Raw genomic sequence first — 25,972 nt, 5'->3', positions numbered from 1 at the left:
CTTCAACGAAACGCTTCATCCGGCCCTCCGCTGATCAACATCAGCTTAGCAGATCAACGCGTTTCCACACAGGCTGGACCCGGAGGCGACCTTCCCAGCGAGCCAGAGATGGTCACGGGCAGAGGTACAGGGACCAACGAGAATAAGGTCTGCCATCAACTCTGATGCCAGCTGGTCTGCGCGTCAAAACAGCGTAGAGACGCGAGTCGCTCTTCTTGATGCTTGACGGAGTGGTCTTCATTGCGAGGTAGAGTAAAGCAGGACTGCATGGAATTTGTTTGATCTTTCCGGCAAAACCGCGCTGGTGACCGGCTCGGCTGGGGCTTGTACAATCAAATGTAGTAGATCGAGATTTTCCGCCCCTGGGCGTCTTGGACCTCGACATCCATCCCATAGACTTCCCGGATCACGTCACTCGTCATGATCTCGGCGGGCGTGCCGTGGCGGACGATAGCGCCATCGCGCATGGCCACAATATAGTCCGAGTAGCAGGAGGCGAAGTTGATGTCGTGCAGTACGAGGACAATCGTCTTGCCGAGCGCATCAGCCGCTTGCCGCAGCAGCTTCATCATGCCCACCGCGTGCTTCATGTCGAGGTTGTTCAGGGGCTCATCGAAGAGGACATAGTCCGTGTCCTGGCAGAGCACCATGGCGACATAGGCCCGTTGGCGCTGACCGCCGGACAACTCGTCGAGAAAGCGGTCGGTGAGAGTTTCGAGGCACAGAAAGCCGATGGCCTTATCCGCTCGGGCGCGGTCCTCAGCCGTGAGGCGGCCCTTCGAATAGGGATAGCGTCCGAACTCGACCAAGTCCCGAACAGTCAGCCGCGAGCCGACCCTGTTGTCCTGCCGGAGGATGGACAGACGCTTCGCCAGGGTCTCGGAAGGGGTTCTGGTGACGTCGAGCCCATCTACGGTGACCGTTCCGGCTGACATCGGCGAAAGCCTGCTGATCATCGACAGAAGGGAGGATTTGCCGGCGCCGTTGGGGCCAATGATGGACGTGATGCCCTGGCGAGGAATCTGCAGCGACACGTCATGCACGACGATGGTGTCGCCATAAGCCTTGCGGACGTTGGAGATCTCAATCAACGGGCAACTCCTCTGATCAGGAGGGCGAGGAAGACGATGCCGCCCACGAATTCGATGACGATGCTCAGCGCCGTATCGAAGGCAAGGACTCGCTCGAGGATGAGCTGACCACCGACGAGACAGATGACGGCGAGCAGCACTGCAATAGGCAGCACGAAGCGGTGCTTTTGCGTTCCGGCAAGCTGATAAGCGAGATTGGCGACTAGCAGTCCGAAGAAGGTCACCGGGCCTACGAGGGCGGTTGATATCGATACGAGAACCGCCACCAGCATGAGAACGATGGTCACCACCCGATTGTGATTGACGCCCAAGTTGATGGAGGCCTCCCGTCCAAGGGACAGCACGTCATAAACGTGCAGGAGCCGCCACATGGCGATCGACACGATCATGACGGCCGCGGTCGACACGGCGAGAAGATTGCTGTCGACGCTGTTGAAGTTTGCAAACAGGCGATCCTGCAGAAGCACGAATTCATTGGGATCAATGATCCGCTGCATGAAACCCGACAGGCTTCGGAACAGCACGCCGAAGACGATGCCCACGAGAACGAGTACGTGAAGATTGCGGCTGTTATCGGAGATGAGCCAGCGGTAGAGCGCGCTGGAGAATGCCACCATCACGGCCACTTCGAACGCAAACAGCAGGCGCGGGTCAAAAGCTGTCACATTGGCTGAGCCGATGGTGAAGATCAGGCTTGTCTGGATAAGAATATAGAGCGCGTCAAAGCCCATGATCGAGGGTGTCAGGATCCGGTTGTGGCTCACAGTCTGGAACAGGACGGTCGAGACGGCGATGGCATAGCCCACCAGAACCATGGATAGAACCTTCATGCCGCGAAAAGGCAGGATGAAGTCCCATCGCCCTTTTGCGTTCAGCGTCATGAACAGCACGATCACGCCCGCAGCAATGGCAGCGAGGATCAGAAGAGCATGTATGGGCCGTCTGTTCTCACGCAAGACGTTCGCGCCCCTTGAGCAGGAGGAGCAAGAACAGGCCGCTGCCGACGATCCCCATGATGGTTCCGATGGGGATCTCGTAGGGATGGTACGCCACACGTCCGACGATGTCGCAGGTGAGGACGAGTCCTGCTCCCAGCAGGGCAATCCAGGGCAGGGAGCGGTGCATGTTATCTCCCATGATCAAGCTCACCACGTTCGGGACGATCAGGCCGAGGAACGGCAGCATGCCGACGGTGACGACGATAGTGGCCGTCACCATCGCGACTATGATGAGGCCAAACGACATGATGCCGTGGTAACGCAAACCCAGATTGGTGGCGAAGTCTCGGCCCATCCCGGCGAGGGTCAGCCGATCCGCGGCGAGATAGGCCATAAAGGTTAAGGCGAACGTGACCCAGAGCAGTTCGTAGCGGCCGCGCAGGACGCCCGAGAAATCGCTGGTCGTCCAGGCGTTCAAGGATTGCAGCAGGTCGAACCGATAGGCGAAGAATGTGGTGATCGCCCCGATAATGCCACCCAGCATGATGCCGACGAGCGGCACGGTCAGCACGGAGCGCAGGGGCACGAGCTCGAGAATGCGCAGAAACAGAACCGTCCCCGCCAGCGCGAAACCTGCGGCGATCAGCATCTTTACGATGACAGGCGCTTCCGGTGCGAACAGGGTGACGATGAGGAGGCCGAGGCTTGCGGACTCGACAGTTCCTGCCGTGGACGGCTCCACAAATCGGTTGCGGGTCAGCATCTGCATGATCGTCCCAGCCGCCGCCATGGCCGTTCCGGCCAGGATGAGGGCCAGAGTTCGGGGGATGCGTGAGATCAGCAGGATCTGAGTGGCGTACTGCCCCTCCTGCTGCGTGACCAGCGCCGATAGCGACAAGTCGCCCGCGCCGATCAGCAGGCTGATCAATGCCAGGATGGTAACGGCGGTTGCTGCGAGAAGGAGACGTTTCACGATCATTCGGGAGCGCTCGCGCTCAGCGCATCAAATTGAGGGTTTCGCATGACAAAGCGGATCGCCCATGGGATGACCCGCGGTCGGTGCAATGCCGCGAAGGGCAGGTCCATTCAAGCCTATTTCTTGGCGATGGCTTTCGCGATCTGATCAACGCTGGCCTGCATCGCCGTTAATCCGCCGCCGACCAGATACCAGTTGACCGGGTCGAGATAGACGACCTGATTGTTCTTTGAGGCCTTGGTTCGGGAAACCAGATCGTTATCCAATACCTTCCTGGCAGCCCCGCCGCCCTGGCCCGTAGCTGCGTCGCGGTCGATCACGAAGAGCCAATCGGGATCCGTCTTGAGGATGAATTCCGCGTTCACGGCTTGTCCGTGGTTCGTGGTGGCGAGACCCTCAACGGCCGGTACGATCCCGAATTCGGTGTGTAGCAGCCCGAACCGAGAGCCCGGCCCGTAGGCGCTCATCTTGCCGCCGGTCGTGAGGATGAGAAGGCCCTTGCCAGCTTTCGATGCGTCCTGCTGGAGAGCCGCCACGGACTGCTCAAGCCTGGCAAGCTGCGAATCCGCCTCGGCCTGCTTATCAAAAATCTTGGCCAGAAGCTGAACGTTGCGCTTGACGCTGCCAACGTAATCCTTGGGATCGACAGTCATGTCGATCGTCGGGGCGATCTTCGCCAGATCCCCGTATTTGGCGCTGGAGCGGCCTCCGACGATGATCAGGTCCGGCTCAGCGGCATTGACAGCCTCATAGTTCGGCTCGAATAGAGTGCCGACCTTTTCGTACTTATCCGCGCCGTACTTCGCGAGATACTCGGGAAACCGTGCAGTTGGGACGCCGGAGACCTCGATGCCGAGCGCGTTCAGTGTGTCGAGCGAGGCGAGATCGAAGGCGAGAACCTTCTTGGGCTTCAGGGGAACCGACGTTTGGCCTTTTGCATGTTGGACCTTGAGATCCTGCGCGTGGGCGCTTGCGGTCAGGGTGCCGAGCGCGAGAGCGCCAGCGACCACAGCGGCGAGAGAATGGGGGAGGCGGGTAGAGAAGTTCACCATGACGTTGCTCTCCAGAAATGTGTTCAGGTGCCGGTTTATGAAGCGTCAGTCGTCAACATGGTCATGGCCACCGATGCGGCCGGGACGCCAGTAGCCCTCCGACGAAATCTGATCGCGGGTAAGCCCTCGTGCGATGAGGGTGTGTCGTTGGCGGCGGACATTGCTCGTTTCGCCGATGATGTACGCGTGGCCTTTGCCGGTCGGCAGAGGGAAATCCCGTGCTACGCCATTCATGAGCTCGCTTGGACCAGCGGGTGCTCCATTGCGATGCACCCAGCGGATGGCGGCGTCCGCTTGCGTCTCGAACGTGAATTCGCCGCTTTTGTCGCCAACTTCGATGAAGGCAAAGGCCTTGGTGCCGACTGGCATAGCCTCCAGGATATGGGCGATGGCGGGGATGCAGGTCTCATCTCCGGTCAGGAGGTGCCAATCCGCATTCGGGCGTAGCACGGTGCCCCCGCGCGGGCCTTTTGCCTCGATCGTATCACCCGGCTTGGCCTGCCGCGCCCAAGTGGGAGCCGGTGTATCGCCGTGGAGCACGAAATCGACGCTGATCGTCCGTGCGGCACGGTCCATGCCACGGATCGTGTAGTCTCGCCGTCCCACTCCGCCTTCGGGCAGGGGAACCATCATGATGATGGCCTGCCCCGGCTTGTAAGCGAACTCATCGATGTCGTCCGCCGTCAGGACGACGCGGCGCATGGTGGGCGACGCGTCGAAGGCGTCGATGACCCGAAAGGTCCAGCTCCGCATCGGTGGCCACTGGCGCGTCGGCTCGGGAGCATCAGGCTTGCTGTCATCTCTCATGCTTGTTCCTGTTGATGCGAATGGGACCGGGATCAGGCGAGGGGAGTGATTGCTCCCCTCAGGGATCAGAATGTGGCCGACATGCTCACCCAGAGACGGCGCCCCTCGACGACCGTGTTGTAGTCCGTCGGCTCGATCTCCTTGTCGAAGACATTGTAGATTGCGACATTCAGGGTCAGCTGTTCCGTGAAGTCGTAGGACAGGCCGACATCCATCGTGGCGTATGCATCATACCTGCGGCCCTCCATGCCGTTGATGATTACCGGCGTGCCGTTGGTGCCGATGCGCGCGCCCCCCACGATCTCCGCGCCGTGAAAGTTTACCGCCGCCCATGTGGCCAAACCGGTCACAGGCGTGATCCAATCCAGGCGCGCATTGGCCATGTGCTTCGGGGTTCGAGCGAGAGGAAAACCTGCGTAATCGCCGGTCCGCTGTTCGGAATCGGTGAAGGTGTAGCTGCCGCGGATCGAAAGTGTATCCGTTGCCCGCCAAGTGGCTGCCAGTTCGACGCCTTGGATCACCGCATCGTCGATGTTGTAGTTGTACCAGAGGCGATAGTTCGGATCCTCCGACCAGCGTACAGGATCGCCCGCACCGTCCAGCACCAAGGCATTGCTGATCTTGTCCTTGAAGTCGGTGTAGAAGTAGGTCGCGCTGGCGGTGAAGCCGTTGAGGTCGTCCCACACGGCGCTGACTTCGTAGCTGGTGCTGGTTTCAGCCTGCAGGCTCTCGTCGGCGAGAATGACGCCGCAGGTTCCGCTCGGGCCGTAGGTGCAGCCTCCGCCTCCGGTGGTATAGGCATAGCCCGGTGCGATTTGGCGGATCTCAGGGGCGCGGAAGCCTGTGGAGACGCCGCCCTTCAAGGTCAGGTTTTCGGTTGCGTGCCACACCGCATAGCTACGCGGGCTGTAATGGGCGCCATAGATCTCGTGGTGATCCATGCGCAGGCCGTTCGTGAGTGAGAACGTGTCGGTCAGGCGCCACTCGTCTTCGGCGAAGAGAGCCCATTGGTTGATCTCGAACGTCTCGTCGCGGCCCGTGCGGCGGCCAGGATTCTGGTCCGTCAGCATCGCATTGAACCACTGCCCTCCGGTCACGAGAGTATGGAGGCCGAGCAGCTCGAAGGGGGTCGTGAACTTGCCGTCGACAACCGTGTTCCTGATCTCGGGCGAGCGCGGGTTTTTGTCGAAGACAGTGGTTCGCGGGTTTTGCGTGTAGCTCCTCCGCTCAGCCCATTCCTGGATGACAGAGAAGTTTGACGTCGGGGGCCCCCACCGACCTTCATGGCTCAGCGACCAATACTTGCGATCGTTGTAATTGTACGTGTCGTTTTCGGTTGCTTCGAGCGTGCCCCACTTCGAGGCATTCCTGCGAACACGCGTGAAGCCGCTTTCCAGCATCAGGTCATGATTCTCGTTGGGCGTGAGGGTCAAGCGCCCGCCGATATTGCCCTCCCGTGCTCCGGTGATGCCGCTCAGCATTTCATCCTCGCCCCGGCCGAAGCCGCGGCCCCAGAGCTGAAGCCCCAGCATCCGGTGAATCAGCGGACCGCTCGTATAGAAGGAGCCTTGAGCGGAGTTGCCGAAATGATCGTGTTGCTGGAGCGTGCCATCCGTCGTGATCGTGCTTCCCCAAGTGTCGGACACCTTCCGCGTGATGATGTTGATCACGCCGCCCATGGCATCGGAACCGTAGAGGGACGACATCGGGCCGCGCACGACCTCGATGCGTTCGATGGCTGAGACCGGCGGGATGAAACTTTGCTCGAAGCCTGAATTGCCATTGGTGCGGGCGTCACGGGTGCTCTGGCGCTTTCCGTCGACGAGGATCAGCGTGTACGATCCTGGAAGGCCGCGAATGAAGATGTCCTTTTCATTGGCAACACCCGTCACAGAGACACCCTGGACCTCCTTCAAGGCATCCGTCAGGTCGCGGAAAGCGCCCTTCTCGAATTCCTCGCGGGTGATGACCGAGATGCTCGCCGGGGCATCCTTGACGCTCTGCTCGAAGCCTGCTGCGGTCACGACTACCTGATCCAGCGTGATCACATCATTGTTATCAGAAGCCGCATTGCTGTCGGTGGTTTGTGCGGCGGCTACCGTTGAGGTGACGAGGAGCGTCGAAAGGCTTGTGCATGCGAAGAGCAAAGTGAGCATGCTGCTCTTGTGCGCCTTTTCATGTCTCGAACGCGATGTGTCCAAGATTGCTTCTTCAGAATTTGTTGTACGAGCTTTCTGCGCTGAATATCCGCTGCAGGTACCCCGCTGAGCTGAAAAGCCAAGCTCACTCATCTGCCCCAAACCCTTTACCTAGATGATTGGTGGGGCAGCTACTAGGTTTGGGGGGAGAACGCGGTCAACGCCTATGTTTGAGAGTCATTCCGAGTTCAGAAAAACGCAAATTATAAAGACTCTAAAGTTGTCTTCCGCTGCTTGAAGGATTCGTCGGAATGCGGAATAGCCAATGAGCATAGAGATGTCGCAGCACCATTGTCCGTCGCCTCTGAATCAGCATTGAAGACAGGAAGATTTTGAATTCTGCACCGGAAGATCATTTGAAACTTGGTCGTCTTCGTCTCCTCTTGGCGCTCGATGTCTTGCTCATGGAGGGAAGTGTCAGCCGCGCCGCTGAACGGCTGGGCATGAGCACGCCGGCAATGAGCCGGCTCCTCGGGCAGATCCGCGAGACCTATGACGATCCGATCTTCATCCGATCATCGCGACGTCTGATTCCGACACCGTTCGCGGAATCCATTCGCCAAAGACTGCGCGCTGTCGCGGCAGAGGCCGAGGCGCTTTTTCAATCGCGACAATCGGTTTCTGGCGGCGTCACCATCGATCCTGCACTCTGGTCAGGAGAACCCGTCATCGAGGCAGCGCCCTTGACCTCCCGGCCGAGCATTCTGCTTGAGGGTGAGCCACTCCCGGAGGCGTTCGCGCGCAAGCTCTCGGTCCTTGGGAACGCAGAGGATGCTCGAAAGCGGCTTGCCAAGCACATCGCGACGGCAGGGGCAGGGATCGGGAATAGCCGTCCTCTCACCATCACCGAAGCGGAGGATGCGCTCTCCATCATTCTTGAAGGCAGGGCGGATCCCGTGCAGGTCGGTGCACTGCTCTCCGTCATGAATTTCAGGGGAGAGACCGCTGCTGAACTTGCAGGTCTCGTGCGGGCTGTCCGGTCGCACATTCGGGCTGCAGATCCTGCGACATCTCCCGTCGATCTGGATTGGCCAGCCTACATTTCTCCGAAGTCACGGAGAATGCCGTGGTTCCTTCAATCGGCATTGCTGCTTGCGGGAGCAAGATACAGAATTCTCCTTCATGGAAGCGATGGAGGCGGCAATACGAAGGGTATGCTCGTGTCGGCAGCCCGGGCACTAGGCATTCCGATATGTGCGAGCATCACGGCCGCGATGAATGCCATCGCCGAGCATGGCATCGCATATCTCCCGGTTGCGGCGATGTCCTCGCAAGTCCACCGCCTACTCTCCCTTTACGGTCTGTTTGAGACGCGCTCGCCAATCAACTCCGTCATGCCGCTTCTCAATCCGCTAAGCGCCCCCTCAAGCATGATGGGCGTTGTGCGCCCGGCCTACCGTGAACTGCACCGCGATGCAGGCGTATTGCTCGGATACGGAGATATGACGGTGCTCGGCACCAGCCGAGACGCTGCCGAGGCGACGCCTTTCCGCTCGAGCACGCTCCTTCGCCTGAGTGCCGGAACAACAGAGGATCTTTTCGTGCCCGCCGTGCCGGAACCGAAGGCTTATCCTCTGACGGGGATGACAAGCCTCGAATACTGGCGCGCCGTCTGGACTGGCACCGTACGCGACGAACGCGCCACGACCATCATCTGCGCGACTGCAGCGATTGCGCTTCTCACATTGAGTGGCGGGAAGGCTGGCCCATTGGAGGTGTGTCAGGCGACAGCAGAAGGCCTCTGGGAAACGCGTCGAAAGGATGTGCGGATAGGGACCGGGATGCTCTGCCCGGCAGTGAAGCAAACCTAAACGGGTTCCCAGCATGTGTGGGTGAGCAGGATCGGGCTCCGGATCAGGCTCCGATGCACGCTCAAATGAGGTTTTGGAATGAGATCAATCTTTTTGTCGTGGCAGTTCTGGGCTCTGCTTTCGGCGACGTTCGCGGCCCTGACCGCCGTCTTCGCGAAAGTCGGGATAGAGAACGTTAACTCGGACTTCGCGACCTTAATCCGCACAATTGTGATCTTGTGTGCTCTCGGGGCGATCCTGATCGTGACAGGCCAATGGCAGCCGCTCGGATCTATATCGGGCCGGAGCTATCTCTTCCTTGTTCTCTCCGGACTGGCATCGGGTGCCTCATGGGTCTGCTACTTCCGAGCCCTCAAGCTCGGCAATGCCGCACAGGTGGCGCCTATCGATAAATTGAGCGTCGTTCTGGTCGCTGTCTTTGGGGTCGCATTCTTGGGCGAGAAGCTGTCGCTACCCAACTGGCTCGGCGTCGGGTTCATCGCTGCCGGAGCGGTCCTCGTTGCCTACAAAGGTTGATGGTGTTTCACCTCTCTCCTTCAGCCGGTAATCCCTGCGCTGAGGAGATGGATGGGACAAGGGAGTGGCGGAGCAAAGATATGCCGCGGAGTTGATCTCCTCACAGAAGCTGTCGTTTGACGAGGAGAGGGGCGGTTTTGTCGCAAGCCCGGGATCGGGCGCCCTAAACCTGAAATCCTGCTTGAAGTTGGCGTAAATCCCGGATGAAAGGGATGGTGCTGCCAGAGAGGATCGAACTCTCGACCTCTCCCTTACCAAGGGAGTGCTCTACCACTGAGCTACGGCAGCCCGCCAACGAAGAGGGCCGCTTACTGCCACAGCGCGGCCCCATGCGCAAGATTGAAATCGATCTTTTATTCAGCTGCCTGTGCTTTTGGCCCGAAAGGGAGCTTCAGGGCGGTCCAAACTTCCACAAGCGCAGCGCCCAGAGCATTGATATGGGCGTCCGTGTGGAAGGGGCCGGGGGTAATGCGCAGGCGCTCCGTGCCGCGGGGCACGGTGGGATAGTTGATCGGCTGAATATAGATTCCGTGCTTCTCGAGGAGGCGATCGGATGCTGCCTTGCAGGCTTCCGCATCGCCCACCATGACCGGCACGATATGGGTCACCGTATCCATGATCGGAATGCCGAGGCCGCTCAGCACCGCCTTGGTGCGGACCACTTGGCGCTGCTGCATCTGCCGCTCCTTGGAGGAGGTCTTCAGATGGCGAATCGAAGCCGTGGCGGCCGCAGCCACCGCCGGCGGGAGAGCGGTGGTGAAGATGAAGCCAGGGGCGAAGCTGCGCACGGCGTCCATCACGGCCCTGGTGCCGCTAAGATATCCGCCCATGACGCCGAAGGCCTTGCCGAGGGTGCCCTCGATCACGTCGACCCGGTGCATGGCACCGTCCCGCTCGGCGATCCCGCCGCCGCGAGGGCCGTACATGCCCACCGCATGGACCTCATCGAGATAGGTCATGGCGTTGTAGCGCTCGGCCAGATCGCAGATGGCGTGGATGGGGGAGATGTCGCCATCCATGGAATAGACGCTCTCGAACACGATGAGCTTCGGCCGGTCGCCGGCCGCTTTGAGCAGCTCCTCCAGGTGCTCGAGGTCGTTATGGCGGAAAATGACCTTGTCGCAGCCCGACTGGCGCACACCCTCGATCATGGAATTGTGGTTCAGGGCGTCCGAGAGAATCAGGCAGTTGGGAATCAGCTTGGCGAGCGTGGAGATGCCGGTCTGATTCGAAACGTAGCCCGAGGTGAAGACGAGGGCCGCTTCCTTGCCATGGAGGTCGGCGAGTTCCGCCTCGAGCTCCACGATGGGGTGGCTGTTGCCGGAGATGTTGCGGGTGCCGCCGGCGCCCGTGCCGAGCCGCCAGGCGACCTCGACCATGGCGCGGGTCACGTCCCGGTTCTGGCCCATGCCGAGATAATCGTTGGAGCACCACACCGTGATGGGGCGCGGGCCCTCGGGGCTGTGCCAGGTGGCGTGGGGGAAGTGGCCCGCCTTGCGCTCGATATCCGCGAAAACGCGATAGCGGCGCTCCGCCTGGAGGCGGTCGAGGGCTGACGTGAAGAAACCTTGATAATTCATCATCTCACCGGGTGGGCAACGCAATGCCCCGGGATTTACGCAGTCATTATGCCAGACGACATTGATCCCGGTCAAAGCCCGAGAACCAATATTGCGGTTGAGGGCCGCTTGCGAAGCCTTTATGGGAAAAGGCGACGATGGGTCGCGTGAACCATGACTGACGTGAAATCGCAAGACAAAGCCGAACGGCTTAAGGCGGCTTTAAAGGAAAACCTGAGAAAGCGGAAGGCTCAGGCGAGAGGGCGGCAACAGGCGGCGAAGGCGGCGTCAACCTCGACTGGAACCGAAAGCGGGAGCTTGAGCGTTTCGGCTGAGCGCGACAAGCCGTCCGACTAGCCTATAAAGCTGAAGACGCGCATAGCATAAGCTCGCATAAGGTAAGGGGAATACAATTTCATGGACCGCATTCGCATCCGGGGCGGCGCGCCTCTCAATGGATTGATCCCGATCTCCGGCGCCAAGAACGCGGCCTTGCCTCTGATGATCGCGAGCCTGCTGACGGAGGATCCGCTTGAGCTCGGCAACGTGCCGCGGCTCGCGGACATCTCCTCTCTCCTGCGCATCATGAGCAATTTCGGCGTGGATCACTCCATCGCTGGCCGCAGGCCCGGCCAGTCCTCCGAGACCGGCCAGACGATCCGCCTGACGGCCCAGAGCATCATCGACACCTGCGCGCCATATGAGCTGGTCTCCACCATGCGTGCCAGCTTCTGGGTCATTGCCCCTCTGGTCGCCCGCTTCGGCCATGCCAAGGTCTCCATGCCCGGCGGCTGCGCCATCGGCACGCGCCCTGTGGATCTGCTCATCATGGCGCTGGCGAAGCTCGGTGCCGCCATCGAGATCGAGGGCGGCTACGTGGTGGCCTCGGCCCCCAGGGGGCTTCGTGGCGCCGAGATCGACTTCCCGAAGGTGACCGTCGGCGGCACCCATGTGGCCCTGATGGCGGCAACGCTTGCTCAAGGCACCACCGTGATCCGCAACGCCGCTCGCGAGCCCGAGGTGGCGGATCTGGCCGACTGCCTGATCAAGATGGGCGCCAGGATCCAGGGCGCCGGCACTTCCGAGATCGTGGTGGAAGGCGTCTCCGGCCTCCACGGCGCCTCCCATGACGTGATGCCCGACCGCATCGAGACCGGCACCTACGCCATGGCGGTCGCCATGACCGGCGGCGATCTGGTTCTGGAGAACACCCGGCCCGAGTATCTCCAGGCTGCTCTGGATGTCCTGGGCCAGGCCGGAGCCGAGGTTTCCTCGACCCATAGCGGCATCCGCATCCGCCGGAACGGGAATGGCATCCAGGCCGTGGACGTGACGACGGATCCGTTCCCGGGCTTCCCCACGGACCTTCAGGCCCAGTTCATGGCTCTCATGACCCGCGCCAACGGCACGTCGCGCATCCGCGAGACGATCTTCGAGAACCGGTTCATGCATGTGCAGGAGCTGGCGCGCCTTGGCGCTCATATCCGCCTCGATGGCGACAGCGCCTATGTGGATGGCGTTCCCGCCTTGAAGGGCGCCCCGGTCATGGCAACGGACCTTCGCGCGTCCGTGTCCCTGGTGATCGCCGGCCTCGTGGCCGAGGGCGAGACCACCATCAACCGCGTCTATCATCTCGATCGCGGCTTCGAGGCCCTCGAGGCCAAGCTCGCCCGTTGCGGCGCCGAGATCGAGCGCCTGCGAGGCTGATCGGGCGGAGGCGCTTTTGCCTCCGCTTCTCAGCGAAACCCGAGACAACACGGCAGGGGAAAGGTTGCACACGAGACTGCGGCTCTCTACCTAAACATCAAAGTTCAACATAGGTTTAGGGCCATGGACCTCCTGAGACTCGTTGCGTTAGACCCGGAAGATCTTGCCGTCATCTCGGCCCACCTGCAGGATTCGCTGCTGCGTGTCGGCGATATGGTCTATCTCCCCAAGGAGCGCCGCTTCGCCATCCAGGTGCGGCGCTACGACTGGGAAGCGGCCACTCCCCAGCGCCGGTTGACCTGCATGCATTTCGAGCATGTGAAGGCGGTGCGCGTGCGCGGCATCGACCAAGCCAAGAAGGATACCGTTCTTAACCTTCTTGCCATTGCCTTTGAGGAAGGAGACGCTCCTTCAGGCACCGCCACCTTGATCTTTGCCGAAGGCGGAGCCATCCAGGTGGACCTGGAGTGCATCGAAATGCAGATGAAAGATACCGGTCCGGTCTGGGCCGCCGAAAGCCGCCCTGAGCACAAGGATCTTGAGCAGGCGGAGCGCCTGTGATGGTTCAACGGCTCGACGCGCGGGAGACCTCGTTCCCGTTAGCCTTCGCGGCTTTGCTTTCGGCCAAGCGCGAGGTGTCCGAGGACGTGGACCAGGCCGTGCGCGCCATCATCGAGGATGTGGTGGTCAAGGGCGACGAGGCTCTCATCGACTACACCTACCGCTTCGATGGACTGGCGCTGCAGCCTGAGACGCTGCGGATCTCCGACGAGGAGATTGATGCGGCGGAAGCCCAATGCTCGAAAGAGGCGCTTGAGGCCCTCGCTCTCGCGAAGGAGCGTATCGAGGTCTATCACCGCACGCAGCGGCCGGAAGATTCGCTGGTGACCGACCCCCTGGGCGTCACGCTCGGCTGGCGCTGGACGGCGATCGAGTCCGTCGGCCTTTACGTTCCCGGCGGGCGTGCGAGCTATCCGTCTTCCGTTCTCATGAACGCCGTGCCCGCAAAGGTCGCGGGCGTTCCCCGCGTCGCCATGGTCGTGCCGACCCCGCGCGGCGAGACCAATCCCCTCGTGCTGGCGGCCGCGCGTCTCGCCGGCGTCGACGAAGTCTTCCGGATCGGCGGCGCGCAGGCGGTTGCGGCCTTGGCTTACGGCACTGATACCGTGAAGCCTGTCGCCAAGATCGTAGGGCCCGGCAACGCCTATGTGGCCGCTGCCAAGCGCCGCGTGTTCGGGCAAGTGGGCATCGACATGATTGCTGGTCCCTCGGAGGTGCTGATCCTCGCGGATGCCCATGCCAATCCCGATTGGATCGCCGCCGATCTCCTGGCCCAGGCCGAGCACGATCCGGCCGCGCAATCGATCCTCATCACCGACAGCGCCTCCCTGGCCGATGCCGTCGAACTGGCGGTCGAGCGCCAGCTCCAGACCCTGCCGAAGGCGGAGATTGCCGGTGCAAGCTGGCGTGACTACGGCGCGATCATCCTGATCGACAAGCTCGGGAACGCCATTCCGCTCGTGGACCGCCTGGCGCCCGAGCATCTCGAAATCGAAGCCGAAAATGCGGAGGAACTGGCGGCCCAAGTGCGCAATGCGGGCGCGATCTTCCTCGGCAGCCACACGCCGGAAGCCATCGGCGATTATGTGGGCGGCCCCAATCACGTTCTCCCCACGGCGCGCTCCGCCCGGTTCTCCTCCGGCCTCGGGGTGCTTGACTTCATGAAGCGAACCTCGATCCTGAAGTGCGATCCGGGCGCCTTGCGGGCGCTCGGCCCCGCAGCCATCGCCCTCGGGCGGTCTGAGGGGTTGGAGGGGCATGCACGGTCCGTGGCAATCCGCCTGAACCTGTGAGGCTTTTCGGAGGGGGGATGTCGAGCACAACGAAGGAGCGGTGCCGCCTGATCGCGGTCACCCTCGACGAGGCATCCATCGGGCGCGGCAATCCCGATCAGGAACATGAGCGGGCCATCGCGATCTATGACATTCTCGAGGAGAATAGCTTCGCCCTGCCGAACTATGACGGTGGCCCTTATGCCTTGCGCATCTCGCTGATCGAGAAAAAGCTCTGTTTCGAAGTCTCGTCGCAGGACGGCGCGCATCTCGTCTCGCATCATTTGTCGTTGACGCCGTTCCGGAAGGTCATTCGCGATTACGACATGATCTGCGAGAGCTACTATCAGGCGATCCGTTCCGCCTCGCCGGCGCAGATCGAAGCCATCGACATGGGGCGCAGGGGGCTGCACAACGAAGCCGCCGAATTGCTGCGGCAGCGTCTCGACGGAAAACTCGATGTCGACTTCGACACGGCGCGCCGCCTCTTCACGCTGATCTTCGCGCTTCACTGGAAAGGCTGACGCGTGGACGAATCGCGCCCGAAGCGGATCCACTCGGTTCTGTTCGTCTGCGCGATGAATTCCGTTCGCTCGCCCATGGCCGAGGCGATTGCGCGCCATTATTTCGGCAAGTCCATCTATGTGCAGTCCGCTGGAGTCCGCAAAAGCGAGCCGGACAGCTTTATGGTGTCCACCCTTGCCGAGATCGGCATCGATGCCTCCAGGCACAAGCCGCGCACCTTAGATGAACTGGAGGAGTGGGAAGGGCTCAATTTCGACCTCATCATCTCGCTGTCCCCGGAGGCGCATCACGCGGCGCTTGAACTGACACGCACCATCGCGGCTGAGGTCGAATATTGGCCGACGCCTGATCCGACGATCACACAAGGCTCGCGCGACCATGTGCTCGATGCCTATCGCAACATCCGCGACGGCTTGATGTATCGCATTCGCCTGCGGCTCAGGAGCTCACAGAAAAGCCCGGATAATGGAGAGGGTGCCTAGGCCCGCGGCAAGACCGAGAAGGTCGATGCGCGTGAGCGCCATTACAGTAATGGCAGCACCAAGCGCGATAAGCGCAGGAAAACCATTGTCGAGAGCAACGGGCAGGATCGTCGCGAGAATGATGGAGCCTGGAAGTGCGCGAAGTCCGCGTTCGATGCGCGGCGTGATGCGCACGTGACTCATGAGCACGACGCCGCCAATTCGGCACAGGAACGTGACGAGCGTCATGGCCGCGATTGCAAGGACCGAGCCCCAGGGGCTCGCGGTGAAGGTGCTCAAGTCGCTCATTCGATCAGCATCCCCGCAATGACGCCGGCCAGCGCGCCGGCGATGATGAAGCCATAACCCGGCACGAGGGCATGCACGACGAATGACACGAAGCCCGCCACCAGCCAGGGGAGGGCGGTGCGAGGCCCTTTCCAGAGTGGCACCAGCATCACGCTGAAGAAGATCGGCATCACGAGATCGAGCCCGAAGCGCTTCGGTTCCGGCACGAGCGCACCGGCGAAGAAGCCGACAATCGTTGCGATCTGCCATACCAGCCAGAGGGTGAGCGCTGCTCCCAGAAGCACGCCAACGTCGCGCCCGCCTTCGTTGTGATAGCGCGTGCCGATGAGCCAGCCTGCTTCCGTGATGAGGAAGAGATTGAGTGCGCTGCGGGCGACGGGCTCATGACGCAGCCAGGGCTGGAGCGTCGCGCCCAGCAGGATCATGCGTGAGTTCACGACCGCGGTGACCGTCATGATGGTGAGAATGGTCGTCGGCGTCCAAACCTGCTGCCAGATCTCGAGGCCGATCATCTGGGAGGCGCCGGCATAAACGAATGCACTGAGCCCCATGGCCTCGGCGAGGGACAAACCCTTCTGGGCCGACGCCGTTCCGAAGGCGGCAGCGAACATGATGAAGCCGGGAAAAGCAGGCAGCGCGGCGCGCGCGCCGTAGCGAAGACCAGCCAGAGAAAAGAAAGGGCGGGGAGAGGAGGGCATGAGAACTAAGCTCTCTGCCCTCCCGCATCCCCGCCGTCAACCGTAACGATGGTTGAGTGTCTCAGCGTTTCTTAGCTGAGCGCGGCGTTCACGTAGGGGGCCAACTCGACGGAACCTTCATAGATCATCTTGAGCGCCACATAGAGAATGATCGCAAGGCCGAGATAGGCGATCCAGCGATAGCGCTGAAGCAGGCGGGCAATGAAGGACGCGGCGAGGCCCATCAAGGCGATCGAGAGGAGCAAGCCGAATGCCAGGATGTAGGGATGCTCCATGGCTGCGCCTGCAACGGCCAGCACATTGTCGAGAGACATCGACACGTCGGCGATCACAATCTGCCAGGCGGCCTGGGCAAAGGTCTTGCGCGGCGCGCCACCAGCGATGATGCCGTCCTTATTGATATCGACACCTTCCAGAGCCTCTTCGGCGGCCTCTTCTTCCTCATGGCTCGTCCGCAGCTCGCGCCACATCTTCCAGCAGACCCACAGCAGCAGAACGCCACCGGCGAGGAGCAGGCCTACGATCTGCAGAAGCTGGGTCGTCACAAGAGCGAAGAGGATGCGCAGGACAGTGGCCGCGAGGACGCCGAGCAGAATGGCCCTGTTGCGCTGTTCCTTGGGCAGGCCTGCGGCGGCAAGGCCGATGACGATGGCATTGTCGCCGGCGAGCGCCAGGTCGATGCCGATTACCATAAGGAAAGCGACAATCTCCGGTCCGAAGAATTGTGAGAGTTCAAACATGCGTTGCCTCGTCGTCGGTTGAAGAGCAGCGCATGCGATACGTTCGAGAAGACGCTTGTCCCGCACCAGTTGACCGGATGGTCCGACCACTGACTTAAGATGCGGGCGCAACCGTCTTCTTGAACGAATCCAGGCCACCCTGGTTCATCCAGTCCGACATCGCCGCCCAAGGAATGAGCGACCAGAGGGGCCCGGCCTGGCTACCAGCGCGAATTTCTAGACAAGCTGAAGCGGTCGATCAAGTCATACTGCCCATGCTTTCCGCGGCTCGCCCCTGCGATATAAGGACTTTTGTCAGGCTTCGTTCCGTAAATCCAGGCTCCCGGCGGGTGAGCAGGATCTGTTGAGAAGACCTAAGCCTTATGGAACAGACGCTTGATCCGAGCTATCGCCTTGGGCCACATAGCAAATGAAAAGGTGGGGCGCCTCAAGGCGCCCGTTCGGGAGGTCGTTCATGTCTGCTTCTCACGAAGGCTCGGGGGCGGCTTCGCGCCATGGGCCGATCCGGGCGCCGCAAAGCCTTGCCGGCGGGCTCTTCCTGGTTTTTCTCGCCGCATTAGCGCTGTGGCTGACCCGAGATCTGGATCAGGGCACCCTGAACGCCATGGGCCCAGCCATGCTGCCCCGCTGGCTCGCCTTCGGCGTCGGCCTGTCGGGGCTTGCCCTTATCGTCTTCGCCTTCCTCAAGGATGGCGAGCCGCTGGAGCGTTGGAGCATCCGGGGGCCCTTCTTCATCATCTGGGCGATCCTGGCCTTCGCCGTGACGATCCGCGGCTATGCGTTCGGGGATCTCGCCATTCCGGGGCTCGGACTCATGGTGGCGGGGCCTCTCGCCATCCTGATCGGCGGCTTCGCGACGCCCGAGGCACGTTTCAGGGATCTTGTGATCCTCAGCTTAAGCCTGACGCCCTTCTGCATGGTTCTCTTTGGCGACAGTGCTTTGCTCAACCTGCCGATCCCGCTGTTCCCGCGGGCCTTGGCCGAGTTGTTCCCTGCTGGCTGGTCGCAGAACGCCATTCTGCGCACCATCGCTGCCATCATGGCTCTTTTGGCTGTCCTTGTATTCCTCACGACCCGCGGCCGTCGCCAAGCGACGATCGATGTCGCCGACCATAACGGGAGGATCTGATGGGCGATCTGTTTTCCAATCTCGGCCTTGGCTTCTCTGTCGCCATCACGCTGCAGAACATCCTCTCGGCCTTTATCGGCTGCCTCGTCGGCACGCTGATCGGCGTTCTGCCCGGTGTCGGGCCCATCGCCACCATCGCGATGCTCCTGCCGATCACCTTCAGCCTCGAGCCGACAGGCGCGCTCATCATGCTCGCCGGCATCTATTACGGTGCGCAGTACGGCGGCTCGACCACGGCGATCCTCGTCAACATCCCCGGCGAGGCCACCTCCGTGGTCACCGCCCTCGACGGCCACCAGATGGCCCGTCAGGGGCGTGCAGGCGTGGCGCTTGGCGTTGCCGCCATCGGTTCGTTCTTTGCGGGCACAGTGGCGACCCTCGTCATCGCGGCTCTCGGCAAGCCGCTCACCGGCCTCGCCCTGCTCTTCGGTCCGACGGAATATTTCTCTCTCATGGTCATGGGCCTCGTCTTCGCGGTGGTGCTCGCACGCGGATCGATCCTCAAGGCCGTGGCCATGATCGTTCTCGGCGTCCTGCTCTCCACGGTCGGCCTCGACCTCGAGACGGGCGAGGAGCGCATGACCTTCGGTCTCGCCTTCCTCTCGGACGGCATCGATTTCGCGGTGCTGGCCATGGGCATCTTCGGCATTGCCGAGATCATGCGCAATCTCGACCATACCGAGCATCGCGACGTCGTTCGCCAAGCCATCGGCAGTCTGCTGCCGACCAAGGATGACTTCCGGCAAGCCTATAAGCCGGCAATCCGCGGCACGTTCATCGGCGCCATGCTCGGCATCCTCCCGGGCAACGGCGCCGTGCTCGGCCCCTTCGCGTCGTACACCCTGGAAAAGAAGCTCGCCAAGGATCCGCGCCGCTTCGGCCGCGGGGCGATCGAGGGCGTGGCGGGCCCCGAATCCGCCAACAATGCCGGCGCCCAGACTTCCTTCATTCCGCTGCTCACGCTCGGCATCCCGCCGAATGCGGTGATGGCGCTGATGGTCGGCGCGATGACGATCCACGGCATCATTCCGGGCCCGCAGGTGATGACCAAGAACCCCGATCTGTTCTGGGGCATGATCGCCTCCATGTGGATCGGCAACCTCATGCTGCTCATCATCAACCTGCCGCTGGTGGGCGTTTGGGTGCGGCTGCTGAAAGTGCCGTATCGCCTGCTGTTCCCGGCAATCCTGATGTTCTGCTGCATCGGCATCTACTCCATCAACTCGCTGCCGACCGATGTCATGTTCATCGCTCTCTTCGGCTTCGTGGGCTACATGCTGATCAAGTTCGGCTTCGAGCCTGCGCCGATGCTGCTGGGCTTCGTGCTGGGCAAGCTGCTGGAGGAGAACCTGCGCCGTGCGCTGATCCTGTCGCGTGGGTCGCTCGAGACCTTCATCGAGCGTCCGGTCAGCGCAGGGCTCTTGGCCGTGGCGGCCATCCTGCTCGTCATCGCGCTCCTGCCCGCCATACGAAAGGGGAGGGACGAGGTGTTTACGGAGTAGCTTGCATTCGAGGCCCTGTGCCCACAATGTAAGCTCATAACTTTCCTTGGGAGGAAATCAATGAAGAAGATCGCACTGGCCCTTGCCGCCGTCGCCAGTTTGGCAGCAACGGGCGCACAGGCTCAGAATTACCCAAGCCGCCCGATCACCATGATCGTGCCCTTCGCGGCTGGCGGCCCGACGGACGTCGTGGCCCGCATCGTGACCGACCACATGTCCCGCACGCTCGGCCAGCAGATCGTGATCGAGAACGTGGCGGGCGCTGGCGGCACCACGGGCATCACCCGCGCCGCGCAGGCCCAGCCGGACGGCTACACCATCATGATGGGCCACATGGGCACCCACGGCGCCGCGCCGGCGCTGTATCCCAACCTGAAATACGATCCGACGAAGGACTTCGCTGCCGTCGGCATGGCCGCCGGCACGCCCATCGTCATCGTGGCCAGGAAGGACTTCCCGGCCAACGACCTGAAGGGCTTCCTCGACTACATGAAGGCCAATGGCGAGAAGGTGAACATGGCCCATGCGGGCGTGGGCTCCGTATCCCACTCCACAGGCATCCTGTTCAACTCGATCATCAAGGCGAAGCCCACCATGGTGGCCTATCGCGGCACGGGCCCTGCGCTGAACGACCTCATGGCCAACACGGTCGACTTCATGACCGACCAGATCGTCAACGTGGCCCCGCAGATCCAGGGCGGCAACATCAAGGCCTTCGCCATTGCGACCCCTGAGCGCTCGCCGGTTCTGCCCAACGTGCCGACCACGAAGGAAGCCGGCCTCGGCGACTATCAGGTCAGCGCATGGAACGCCATGTTCGCCCCGAAGGGCACGCCCGCAGACGTGGTCAAGAAGCTCAACGACGCCCTTGTGAAGTCCCTCGACGACGAGAACACCAAGAAGCGCCTGCTGGAACTCGGCGGCGTTCTCCCGAGCGCCGAGGAGCGGACCGCGGAAGGCCTCCAGAAGCTCGTCAATAGCGAAGTGGCCCGCTGGACCCCGGTCCTCAAGGCTGCCGGAGCCACCGCTGAGTAAGGTTTCGCAAACTTAATCTTTTCAAACGGCGGGCGAAACGGCCCGCCGTTGTCATTTCTGCCTCTGCGACCTCAAAGAAGCCTTGAAATTGATCGCCGGCGCGATTACACCCTGCCTCACGTGCAGCCGTAGCTCAGTTGGTTAGAGCACCAGATTGTGGATCTGGGGGTCCCCCGTTCGAGCCGGGGCGGCTGTACCATAGATTTCAAGCGCTTAGCGGATTCGAACCTCCGACATTAAAGTCTGAGGGTAACGCTCAGGGTAACAGGCACCACGCCAGGTGTCATGCCCCTCGCTCATTCATATTCATCACATCAAGAATGAGCGAGAGGCCGATGAGATGGCCTGCATCCAATCTCTCCTCGAGCACACGCGCAAAATCACCGACATCCTGAATCGCCGCGGGATCCTCCACTACGGCCCGAACCTTCGCGATCATCCCGTCCGGTGTCCTCGCCCGTGTCCTAGCGATCCGGTTCTCCATCTCGCGCACCCTGTCCGAGATCTCGACAGCATGTTTGTGGTATGCGCCGAGCCCTGATGCCCAATCCAGGCCCGCCTTTTCTGCCTCATCCACTTGTCTGTAGGCATCCTGTAAGCGTTCCACTTCCTGTCGGCATTCTTGGCATAGTGCAATAAGGGCGCTGTCATCGCCCGTGGGAGTGGCTGCTGCCGGAGTAGGGGATGCGGCAAGGACCGCAAGTGCGCCTCCCAGGGTGGAACGGCGGGACAGAACGTCTTGCTTTGTCGACATAGTGGTCTCCTATGTGGGGTGACAAGGGATCAGGCGGACGCGCCCGGCTGGCCGTTGGGCAGGTCAGTGAAGTTCGGCAGAGCGATCCCGAGACTTCCTTCCAAATCGCTTGCCAGTGTCTGCATGCGGCTGACAGAGTGTGCGAGGAAATGCAGCTGCTCCCTTATAAGGGTCAGAATGATTTCGCGCTCCCGGCGGATGGCCCGAGCCCGGATCAGGCGCTTGGGAATAGGAGCGATTTGGCGTCCATTGACAGTCACAAGGCGGAGGTGAGGGGTGATCATGAGCAGGACTCCCTGGGTGTTGATGCTTTTCGTTGACGATTAACGATAAGCGTTGAATTATGCAGATGTCAACGGTTTTCGTTTGTGATAATCGGAAAGCGTTGAGAGGGGGCCGATGATCACACCAGCTCAGTCGCGCGCTGCACGAGGGCTTCTCGACTGGTCACAGTTGGAACTCGCAGCTCGATCGAATCTCGGGGAAAGTACCATCAGGGACTTCGAGAAGGGCCGTCGTGTGCCGAGCGTGAACAATCTCGCTGCAATTCAGCGAGCGTTAGAGCAAGCGGGCGTTGAATTCACGAACGGCGACGAGCCAGGCGTAAAACTGAAGCGGAAAAGCCCGGGAGCAGCCTGATCCTCCGCGGTCAACTATCCGCTGGCTACATTCATGTTGGCGCATTCTTGGTAATTGTCGCCCAGTGCTTCTTCGCTTTCGTAGTAGCGAGGCACCGCCGCGGGATGTGTGAGGGTAACTCAGAACTACTCGGAAGAGGCTCTTTTGAGCCGACCCTGTGCCCCGTATCGTTCATCCTCGTGCAGCTTGGCAGTAAAAGGCTGGCGCCGTGGATGCCTATGAAGCCTATATCGCATCGCCCGAATGGCGGCAGAAACGCCAGGAGGCGCTTGTGCGGGATGGCCATCGGTGCCGTGTCTGCAATGCGTCAGAGCAGCTTGAGGTGCATCATCGCAGCTATGGTCCTAGCTTGGGGCTGGAGACGCTCGATGATCTCACGACGCTTTGCGCAGACTGCCACAAAGAAGTGACGACATTCCTGCGCAGACGGCGGTACCGCCTCCAGGCACCCGATGTCAGCGATTACGGACGCGTTACCCCCGCCAGAGCAGAGATCCGCTATGAACTATCAGACATTGAAGTTTCGTCTCATCGGCGCATCACCCCTGGTCATGCACAACGGCAGGCTAGCGAACCCGCTAGACCCGATTGCGAAGGCGATGAAGCGGGTATCTGCGAAAAGAGCGAAGACTGACGCCGACTTTGAGGAGTTAGCGAGACTCGAGTTTCTCGGTGGACTTTACCTTCTTGATGGTGCCCCCTGCATTCCGGGCGAGGTGATCGAGGCGGCACTGATTGAGGCGGCGAAGAAACAAAAGCGCGGGCAGCAGGCGAAGGCAGGTATCATCTCGGACGGGAATTTCCCGGTTGAGTATGACGGGCCTCAGACAGCTGACGAGTTGTGGAAGGATGAGCGGTTTCGCCTTGTGGCCGGTGTGAAAGTCCAGCAGAACAAGGTTATGAGAACACGCCCAATCTTTCAGAATTGGGCATGCGAGATCTCTGTCGACTTCATGCCGGATCAATTGAACCGGAGTGAGGTCGAGGAGATGGTCCAGACGGCGGGCAAGATCATCGGCATCGGTGATTGGCGTCCGAAGTTTGGACGCTTCAGCGTAAAGGCGCTGTAATCTTGGCTAGACTAGGCGCGCCCAGGCTAGGCATGGTCGGATGTGGTCTGGTTAGGCGGGGCTCGGCGCGGTAAGGTTGAGTACGGCACAGCGCGGCCCGGTGTGGCTAGGCTAGGCCCGGCAAGGCGAGGCAAGGGCTCTTAGGAGCAGAGGGCGGTCGAGAGGCCGCCCTTGTGATTGTCTGTCTGCAAGTGACGTTCAGACGGAACCCAACAACGGCATTCGGCAGAGACGAGGTGGGTGAGAGTAGGGCAGTGCCAGATTCTGGGGGTTAGATGATGCAAAACGATCAAGAAGACACCTCAGTGCGGCGGGAGGATCTCCTATTCACAGCTGCCTCACGATTTACCGGGGCCTACCTCGTCCTTGTTGTTCTGGCGACAGCCCTAAACTTTGCTGGGTATGACCGATGGCTATTCGGCTTTAACCCGGACATTGAGTCCAACGCTGTTGGCGATACCCTCGCGGGCACCTTCGCCCCCCTTGCCTTCCTGTGGTTCTTCGTTTCGACCTGGCTGCAGAGAAAAGAGCTCAAAGAAAGCCGGGAAGAACTCGCAAAACAGGCCCAAGAAAGTGCGAACCAAACCAAGATCATGCAGGTGCGCGCAGAGTACGATGAACACCGTCAGAGGCTCTACTACTTGGCAGCTTACCTTGTGAGGGATGGAATAAACATTTCCCTGCTTACCGATACGGAAACCATCTCTCTGATTGACCCTCCCAGCATCAGACTGTCAGAAGAGAATGGGTCTGTTGACGCCATTATTGAGGTGCTTGGAAGGTCTCAGGCGTGGGCACTGAGCCAACTGTCTGGGCGTAATGTCACGCCAGTCGCTCGAATTCCGCTGATGTCTGCGGCCTTGGATCAAATCGCCGATGAGTTGGAGACGCTTGTGCGGAGTGAACGCTATCGGGCCAATCCTCTTGTGCTTGCGCGTATCAGAGGGACTGGTCTCGATCAGATCACCAACACAGCCGTGGCACTCGCGGACAAGGTCCGGGAGTATCTAGTGCAGGATGCTTGATGACATCCGCTCGCCCGTCCAGCACAACGTCGTTCTGCACCAGATCGACCCAGGGCAGGGGATCCGGCGCTTCTACAGCCTCATGATCGAGCGCGACCTGTTCGGGACCGTGCGCCTGGTGCGGAATTGCGGGCGTATTGGCACGAATGGACAAGAGCTGGTTGCGGTGTTCGCCAACGAGCTCGATGCCGGGGTGGTGCTGGAGACAATCGCACGGGCGAAGCGAAAGCGAGGATACCGTGACCTATAGGACAGGGGGGAATTGGATGAGCGATAAAGATCAGAACTTCGAGCTGCATAAGCTAGGCCTGCAACAGCAATTCGATGCCGGGAAGACGCTCGATCAGATCGAGTTCGAAAGAGAAAAGCTCGAACGGGCGAAAATCCTCGAAGCCAGCAAAGAATATGCGCGGCAGGTCCATGACTATTCGATGCAGTACGAGAAGCATCTGAAGGAATATGGCCAGCTTGCACTAAGGACGATCTTTCTTCTCAACGGCGGTGCCATAGTTGCCTTGCTGACATTTATTGGCGGCACGCTCGGGAAGAGTAGCGGCGCCATTACGCTCGCCCCCGCGCTATTCGTTCCCGCCTTTACCAAGTATGCGCTGGGACTTATATGCACAGCTCTCTCGATGCTCTTTGCCTACGTGAACTATATGTTCCACCATCGGACGACCGCAGGGCCGGGCGATCTGGCCAACAACATGATGAAACTCCAAGAGCAGTGGCCCGGCAATTACACAAATGCCAACTCGCGCGGCACCGGCATAAGTTTTTGGCTTGCGCTGCTGTTAGGCAGCGGGGCGCTCGGGTTCTTCGCTTGGGGATGCTTCCAAGTGGCAAACGTCTTGAGCAGCCTGAAGATTGAGCTTCCGGTGCTTGTTTAGGGCGCGCAAAGCGCTGGCGGGAGGTACCGAGATCTGTGATGAAGCCTTGCCCTAATGTTTGCGGTGGCTGTCTACCCAGTGGTTCCAAGCCCGGATGGCAGCTTCTTCCGCTCCCACTTCATCGAAGGCTTTCGCTGGTGGTCCCTGCGTGTCGTCATCCTCGTCGCAGGAATCGCAAATGATGTATGCCTCGACTTCTCCGTTACCTACCTCGGTAAAATCGGTGCTGAACTCGGTTCCGCCGCAAACAGGGCAGGGCTTACAAGTAACCATGTTATTCCTTCCGCAAGTTAGGCTCTGAGCATAGCGGCTTACCTGCGCGGAGGAAGCCAGTTTGGCCCAAGAGGTTGCGGCACGTCCAAACGCTCTGGATTTACTTTAGAGCGATGTGGCGGTAGGGGCGGTTCCTCGCGTTGGCAGTTGTCGCACAGCGTAGGGCGGCCTGATAAAGGTTCACCTTCGACAAACAACAGCACCTGACAACGGGCGCAGAACACCCCATCCTCGATAGCGTCTGACCATTCACCCATGTCATCCTCCTGACTTTCATCTCGTCGCTCGTGGATTGATGGCTGAGCATAGGGGCTTACGCGCCCGTGCGGGAAGATCGTCCTTAATTTCCGATAAGGCAGTTTATGCCAAGCGACGGGGCTATCGTGATTTGTGGTGATTGACGGTCCAACACCCATTATGCCGGCAGGATAGCGG

The 25,972-nt window shown here is 60.8% G+C and carries 27 protein-coding genes, 2 tRNA genes and 1 pseudogene; 17 read left to right on the top strand and 13 right to left on the bottom strand.

The annotated features are described in order from the left end of the window. Positions 1-332: 332 nt before the first annotated feature. From DC522_RS01535 to DC522_RS01510, 6 genes are all read right to left on the bottom strand, one after another. Positions 333-1,091: an ABC transporter ATP-binding protein gene (locus tag DC522_RS01535; RefSeq protein WP_116526923.1), complete on the bottom strand. Its 759-nt coding sequence runs from the start codon at positions 1,089-1,091 to the stop codon at positions 333-335. Then, positions 1,088-2,047: an iron chelate uptake ABC transporter family permease subunit gene (locus DC522_RS01530; protein ID WP_371678605.1), complete on the bottom strand. Its 960-nt coding sequence runs from the start codon at positions 2,045-2,047 to the stop codon at positions 1,088-1,090. Before DC522_RS01530 ends, DC522_RS01535 begins: the two co-directional genes overlap by 4 nt. Beyond that, positions 2,040-3,002, bottom strand: a complete 963-nt coding sequence (locus DC522_RS01525; RefSeq protein ID WP_371678611.1) for an ABC transporter permease — start codon at positions 3,000-3,002, stop codon at positions 2,040-2,042. The genes DC522_RS01530 and DC522_RS01525 overlap by 8 nt, the downstream gene beginning before the upstream one ends. A gap of 119 nt (positions 3,003-3,121) precedes the next feature. Continuing rightward, the gene (locus tag DC522_RS01520; protein ID WP_116526921.1) at positions 3,122-4,057 is read right to left on the bottom strand and encodes a siderophore ABC transporter substrate-binding protein; all 936 of its coding nucleotides are present in this window, start codon (positions 4,055-4,057) and stop codon (positions 3,122-3,124) included. A 45-nt stretch (positions 4,058-4,102) separates the two neighbouring features. Continuing rightward, positions 4,103-4,864 (bottom strand): siderophore-interacting protein, encoded by a 762-nt coding sequence (locus DC522_RS01515; RefSeq protein ID WP_245443883.1) that lies wholly within the window; start codon positions 4,862-4,864, stop codon positions 4,103-4,105. Between the two features lie 65 nt (positions 4,865-4,929). Further along, the gene (locus DC522_RS01510) at positions 4,930-7,020 is read right to left on the bottom strand and encodes a TonB-dependent receptor domain-containing protein (protein ID WP_116526920.1); all 2,091 of its coding nucleotides are present in this window, start codon (positions 7,018-7,020) and stop codon (positions 4,930-4,932) included. A 398-nt stretch (positions 7,021-7,418) separates the two neighbouring features. Here DC522_RS01510 and DC522_RS01505 point away from each other — a divergent pair, with 398 nt between their 5' ends. Both DC522_RS01505 and DC522_RS01500 read left to right on the top strand, forming a co-directional pair. Further along, positions 7,419-8,873: a glycosyl transferase family protein gene (locus DC522_RS01505; RefSeq protein WP_133239206.1), complete on the top strand. Its 1,455-nt coding sequence runs from the start codon at positions 7,419-7,421 to the stop codon at positions 8,871-8,873. Between the two features lie 78 nt (positions 8,874-8,951). Continuing rightward, positions 8,952-9,389: an EamA family transporter gene (locus DC522_RS01500; RefSeq protein WP_116526918.1), complete on the top strand. Its 438-nt coding sequence runs from the start codon at positions 8,952-8,954 to the stop codon at positions 9,387-9,389. Between the two features lie 213 nt (positions 9,390-9,602). Here DC522_RS01500 and DC522_RS01495 read toward each other — a convergent pair. Together DC522_RS01495 and hemA are read right to left on the bottom strand one after the other, a co-directional pair. Beyond that, positions 9,603-9,677, bottom strand: a tRNA-Thr gene (locus DC522_RS01495). Positions 9,678-9,742: 65 nt separating this feature from the next. Next, positions 9,743-10,969: a 5-aminolevulinate synthase gene (gene hemA, locus DC522_RS01490; protein ID WP_116526917.1), complete on the bottom strand. Its 1,227-nt coding sequence runs from the start codon at positions 10,967-10,969 to the stop codon at positions 9,743-9,745. Positions 10,970-11,365: 396 nt separating this feature from the next. Here hemA and murA point away from each other — a divergent pair, with 396 nt between their 5' ends. The 5 genes from murA to DC522_RS01460 all read left to right on the top strand — a co-directional run bounded on the left by murA (position 11,366) and on the right by DC522_RS01460 (position 15,494). Then, on the top strand, positions 11,366-12,655 hold the full coding sequence (gene murA, locus DC522_RS01480; protein ID WP_116526915.1) for a UDP-N-acetylglucosamine 1-carboxyvinyltransferase: 1,290 nt from the start codon (positions 11,366-11,368) through the stop codon (positions 12,653-12,655). 123 nt (positions 12,656-12,778) lie between these two features. Beyond that, positions 12,779-13,216, top strand: coding sequence for a DUF2948 family protein (locus DC522_RS01475; RefSeq protein ID WP_116526914.1), 438 nt, complete (start codon positions 12,779-12,781; stop codon positions 13,214-13,216). Continuing rightward, positions 13,216-14,508 carry a histidinol dehydrogenase gene (gene hisD, locus DC522_RS01470; RefSeq protein WP_116526913.1) on the top strand — a complete coding sequence of 431 codons (1,293 nt, stop codon included), beginning with the start codon at positions 13,216-13,218 and terminating at the stop codon, positions 14,506-14,508. Before DC522_RS01475 ends, hisD begins: the two co-directional genes overlap by 1 nt. A 17-nt stretch (positions 14,509-14,525) precedes the next feature. Further along, positions 14,526-15,011 carry a UPF0262 family protein gene (locus tag DC522_RS01465; RefSeq protein WP_116526912.1) on the top strand — a complete coding sequence of 162 codons (486 nt, stop codon included), beginning with the start codon at positions 14,526-14,528 and terminating at the stop codon, positions 15,009-15,011. Positions 15,012-15,014: 3 nt separating this feature from the next. Beyond that, positions 15,015-15,494 carry a low molecular weight phosphatase family protein gene (locus DC522_RS01460; protein WP_256369825.1) on the top strand — a complete coding sequence of 160 codons (480 nt, stop codon included), beginning with the start codon at positions 15,015-15,017 and terminating at the stop codon, positions 15,492-15,494. On the opposite strand, the gene DC522_RS01455 is transcribed toward DC522_RS01460, so the two are convergent. From DC522_RS01455 to DC522_RS01445, 3 genes are all read right to left on the bottom strand, one after another. Next, on the bottom strand, positions 15,459-15,782 hold the full coding sequence (locus tag DC522_RS01455) for an AzlD family protein (RefSeq protein WP_116526911.1): 324 nt from the start codon (positions 15,780-15,782) through the stop codon (positions 15,459-15,461). The two genes, DC522_RS01460 and DC522_RS01455, sit on opposite strands and share 36 nt — an antisense overlap. Beyond that, positions 15,779-16,480 (bottom strand): AzlC family ABC transporter permease, encoded by a 702-nt coding sequence (locus DC522_RS01450; RefSeq protein ID WP_116526910.1) that lies wholly within the window; start codon positions 16,478-16,480, stop codon positions 15,779-15,781. The genes DC522_RS01455 and DC522_RS01450 overlap by 4 nt, the downstream gene beginning before the upstream one ends. Positions 16,481-16,551: 71 nt before the next feature. Further along, on the bottom strand, positions 16,552-17,220 hold the full coding sequence (locus tag DC522_RS01445; RefSeq protein ID WP_116526909.1) for a TerC family protein: 669 nt from the start codon (positions 17,218-17,220) through the stop codon (positions 16,552-16,554). Positions 17,221-17,674: 454 nt separating this feature from the next. Here DC522_RS01445 and DC522_RS01440 point away from each other — a divergent pair, with 454 nt between their 5' ends. From DC522_RS01440 to DC522_RS01425, 4 genes are all read left to right on the top strand, one after another. Beyond that, the gene (locus DC522_RS01440) at positions 17,675-18,349 is read left to right on the top strand and encodes a tripartite tricarboxylate transporter TctB family protein (RefSeq protein WP_116526908.1); all 675 of its coding nucleotides are present in this window, start codon (positions 17,675-17,677) and stop codon (positions 18,347-18,349) included. Beyond that, positions 18,349-19,851: a tripartite tricarboxylate transporter permease gene (locus DC522_RS01435; protein WP_116526907.1), complete on the top strand. Its 1,503-nt coding sequence runs from the start codon at positions 18,349-18,351 to the stop codon at positions 19,849-19,851. Before DC522_RS01440 ends, DC522_RS01435 begins: the two co-directional genes overlap by 1 nt. Positions 19,852-19,911: 60 nt before the next feature. Then, positions 19,912-20,886 carry a tripartite tricarboxylate transporter substrate-binding protein gene (locus DC522_RS01430; protein WP_116526906.1) on the top strand — a complete coding sequence of 325 codons (975 nt, stop codon included), beginning with the start codon at positions 19,912-19,914 and terminating at the stop codon, positions 20,884-20,886. 122 nt (positions 20,887-21,008) lie between these two features. Then, a tRNA-His gene (locus tag DC522_RS01425) sits at positions 21,009-21,085 on the top strand. Between the two features lie 84 nt (positions 21,086-21,169). On the opposite strand, the gene DC522_RS01420 is transcribed toward DC522_RS01425, so the two are convergent. Both DC522_RS01420 and DC522_RS01415 read right to left on the bottom strand, forming a co-directional pair. Then, positions 21,170-21,640, bottom strand: a complete 471-nt coding sequence (locus tag DC522_RS01420) for a hypothetical protein (RefSeq protein ID WP_116526905.1) — start codon at positions 21,638-21,640, stop codon at positions 21,170-21,172. A gap of 29 nt (positions 21,641-21,669) precedes the next feature. After that, positions 21,670-21,924, bottom strand: coding sequence for a hypothetical protein (locus tag DC522_RS01415; protein ID WP_116526904.1), 255 nt, complete (start codon positions 21,922-21,924; stop codon positions 21,670-21,672). A gap of 115 nt (positions 21,925-22,039) precedes the next feature. On the opposite strand from DC522_RS01415, the gene DC522_RS01410 reads away from it, so the two are divergent. The 6 genes and pseudogenes from DC522_RS01410 to DC522_RS01385 all read left to right on the top strand — a co-directional run bounded on the left by DC522_RS01410 (position 22,040) and on the right by DC522_RS01385 (position 25,264). Continuing rightward, complete coding sequence (locus DC522_RS01410) at positions 22,040-22,279, top strand: helix-turn-helix transcriptional regulator (RefSeq protein ID WP_116526903.1); 240 nt, start codon at positions 22,040-22,042, stop codon at positions 22,277-22,279. Between the two features lie 208 nt (positions 22,280-22,487). Continuing rightward, positions 22,488-22,679: pseudogene (locus tag DC522_RS37150) on the top strand (HNH endonuclease); the annotation flags it as partial. Positions 22,680-22,779: 100 nt separating this feature from the next. After that, positions 22,780-23,349, top strand: a complete 570-nt coding sequence (locus tag DC522_RS01400; protein ID WP_245443881.1) for a hypothetical protein — start codon at positions 22,780-22,782, stop codon at positions 23,347-23,349. A 275-nt stretch (positions 23,350-23,624) separates the two neighbouring features. Further along, positions 23,625-24,374: a hypothetical protein gene (locus tag DC522_RS01395; protein WP_116526900.1), complete on the top strand. Its 750-nt coding sequence runs from the start codon at positions 23,625-23,627 to the stop codon at positions 24,372-24,374. Further along, positions 24,367-24,624 (top strand): WGR domain-containing protein, encoded by a 258-nt coding sequence (locus tag DC522_RS01390; RefSeq protein ID WP_116526899.1) that lies wholly within the window; start codon positions 24,367-24,369, stop codon positions 24,622-24,624. Before DC522_RS01395 ends, DC522_RS01390 begins: the two co-directional genes overlap by 8 nt. Positions 24,625-24,640: 16 nt before the next feature. Next, positions 24,641-25,264: a hypothetical protein gene (locus tag DC522_RS01385; protein WP_116526898.1), complete on the top strand. Its 624-nt coding sequence runs from the start codon at positions 24,641-24,643 to the stop codon at positions 25,262-25,264. The last annotated feature ends 708 nt before the right edge of the window (positions 25,265-25,972 follow it).

This window comes from Microvirga sp. KLBC 81 (genome assembly GCF_003075415.1).
GTDB lineage: Bacteria > Pseudomonadota > Alphaproteobacteria > Rhizobiales > Beijerinckiaceae > Microvirga.
This window is presented reverse-complemented; position numbering and strand designations above follow the sequence as displayed.

Bases quoted from the DNA above. Each gene is read 5' to 3' on its own strand.
- DC522_RS01520 (WP_116526921.1), bottom strand. From the start codon at position 4,057: ATGGTGAACTTCTCTACCCGCCTCCCCCATTCTCTCGCCGCTGTGGTC.
- DC522_RS01515 (WP_245443883.1), bottom strand. From the start codon at position 4,864: ATGAGAGATGACAGCAAGCCTGATGCTCCCGAGCCGACGCGCCAGTGG.
- DC522_RS01510 (WP_116526920.1), bottom strand. From the start codon at position 7,020: ATGCTCACTTTGCTCTTCGCATGCACAAGCCTTTCGACGCTCCTCGTC.
- DC522_RS01500 (WP_116526918.1), top strand. From the start codon at position 8,952: ATGAGATCAATCTTTTTGTCGTGGCAGTTCTGGGCTCTGCTTTCGGCG.
- hemA (WP_116526917.1), bottom strand. From the start codon at position 10,969: ATGAATTATCAAGGTTTCTTCACGTCAGCCCTCGACCGCCTCCAGGCG.
- murA (WP_116526915.1), top strand. From the start codon at position 11,366: ATGGACCGCATTCGCATCCGGGGCGGCGCGCCTCTCAATGGATTGATC.
- DC522_RS01475 (WP_116526914.1), top strand. From the start codon at position 12,779: ATGGACCTCCTGAGACTCGTTGCGTTAGACCCGGAAGATCTTGCCGTC.
- hisD (WP_116526913.1), top strand. From the start codon at position 13,216: ATGGTTCAACGGCTCGACGCGCGGGAGACCTCGTTCCCGTTAGCCTTC.
- DC522_RS01465 (WP_116526912.1), top strand. From the start codon at position 14,526: ATGTCGAGCACAACGAAGGAGCGGTGCCGCCTGATCGCGGTCACCCTC.
- DC522_RS01455 (WP_116526911.1), bottom strand. From the start codon at position 15,782: ATGAGCGACTTGAGCACCTTCACCGCGAGCCCCTGGGGCTCGGTCCTT.
- DC522_RS01450 (WP_116526910.1), bottom strand. From the start codon at position 16,480: ATGCCCTCCTCTCCCCGCCCTTTCTTTTCTCTGGCTGGTCTTCGCTAC.
- DC522_RS01445 (WP_116526909.1), bottom strand. From the start codon at position 17,220: ATGTTTGAACTCTCACAATTCTTCGGACCGGAGATTGTCGCTTTCCTT.
- DC522_RS01440 (WP_116526908.1), top strand. From the start codon at position 17,675: ATGTCTGCTTCTCACGAAGGCTCGGGGGCGGCTTCGCGCCATGGGCCG.
- DC522_RS01435 (WP_116526907.1), top strand. From the start codon at position 18,349: ATGGGCGATCTGTTTTCCAATCTCGGCCTTGGCTTCTCTGTCGCCATC.
- DC522_RS01430 (WP_116526906.1), top strand. From the start codon at position 19,912: ATGAAGAAGATCGCACTGGCCCTTGCCGCCGTCGCCAGTTTGGCAGCA.
- DC522_RS01420 (WP_116526905.1), bottom strand. From the start codon at position 21,640: ATGTCGACAAAGCAAGACGTTCTGTCCCGCCGTTCCACCCTGGGAGGC.
- DC522_RS01415 (WP_116526904.1), bottom strand. From the start codon at position 21,924: ATGATCACCCCTCACCTCCGCCTTGTGACTGTCAATGGACGCCAAATC.
- DC522_RS01410 (WP_116526903.1), top strand. From the start codon at position 22,040: ATGATCACACCAGCTCAGTCGCGCGCTGCACGAGGGCTTCTCGACTGG.
- DC522_RS01400 (WP_245443881.1), top strand. From the start codon at position 22,780: ATGAACTATCAGACATTGAAGTTTCGTCTCATCGGCGCATCACCCCTG.
- DC522_RS01395 (WP_116526900.1), top strand. From the start codon at position 23,625: ATGATGCAAAACGATCAAGAAGACACCTCAGTGCGGCGGGAGGATCTC.
- DC522_RS01390 (WP_116526899.1), top strand. From the start codon at position 24,367: ATGCTTGATGACATCCGCTCGCCCGTCCAGCACAACGTCGTTCTGCAC.
- DC522_RS01385 (WP_116526898.1), top strand. From the start codon at position 24,641: ATGAGCGATAAAGATCAGAACTTCGAGCTGCATAAGCTAGGCCTGCAA.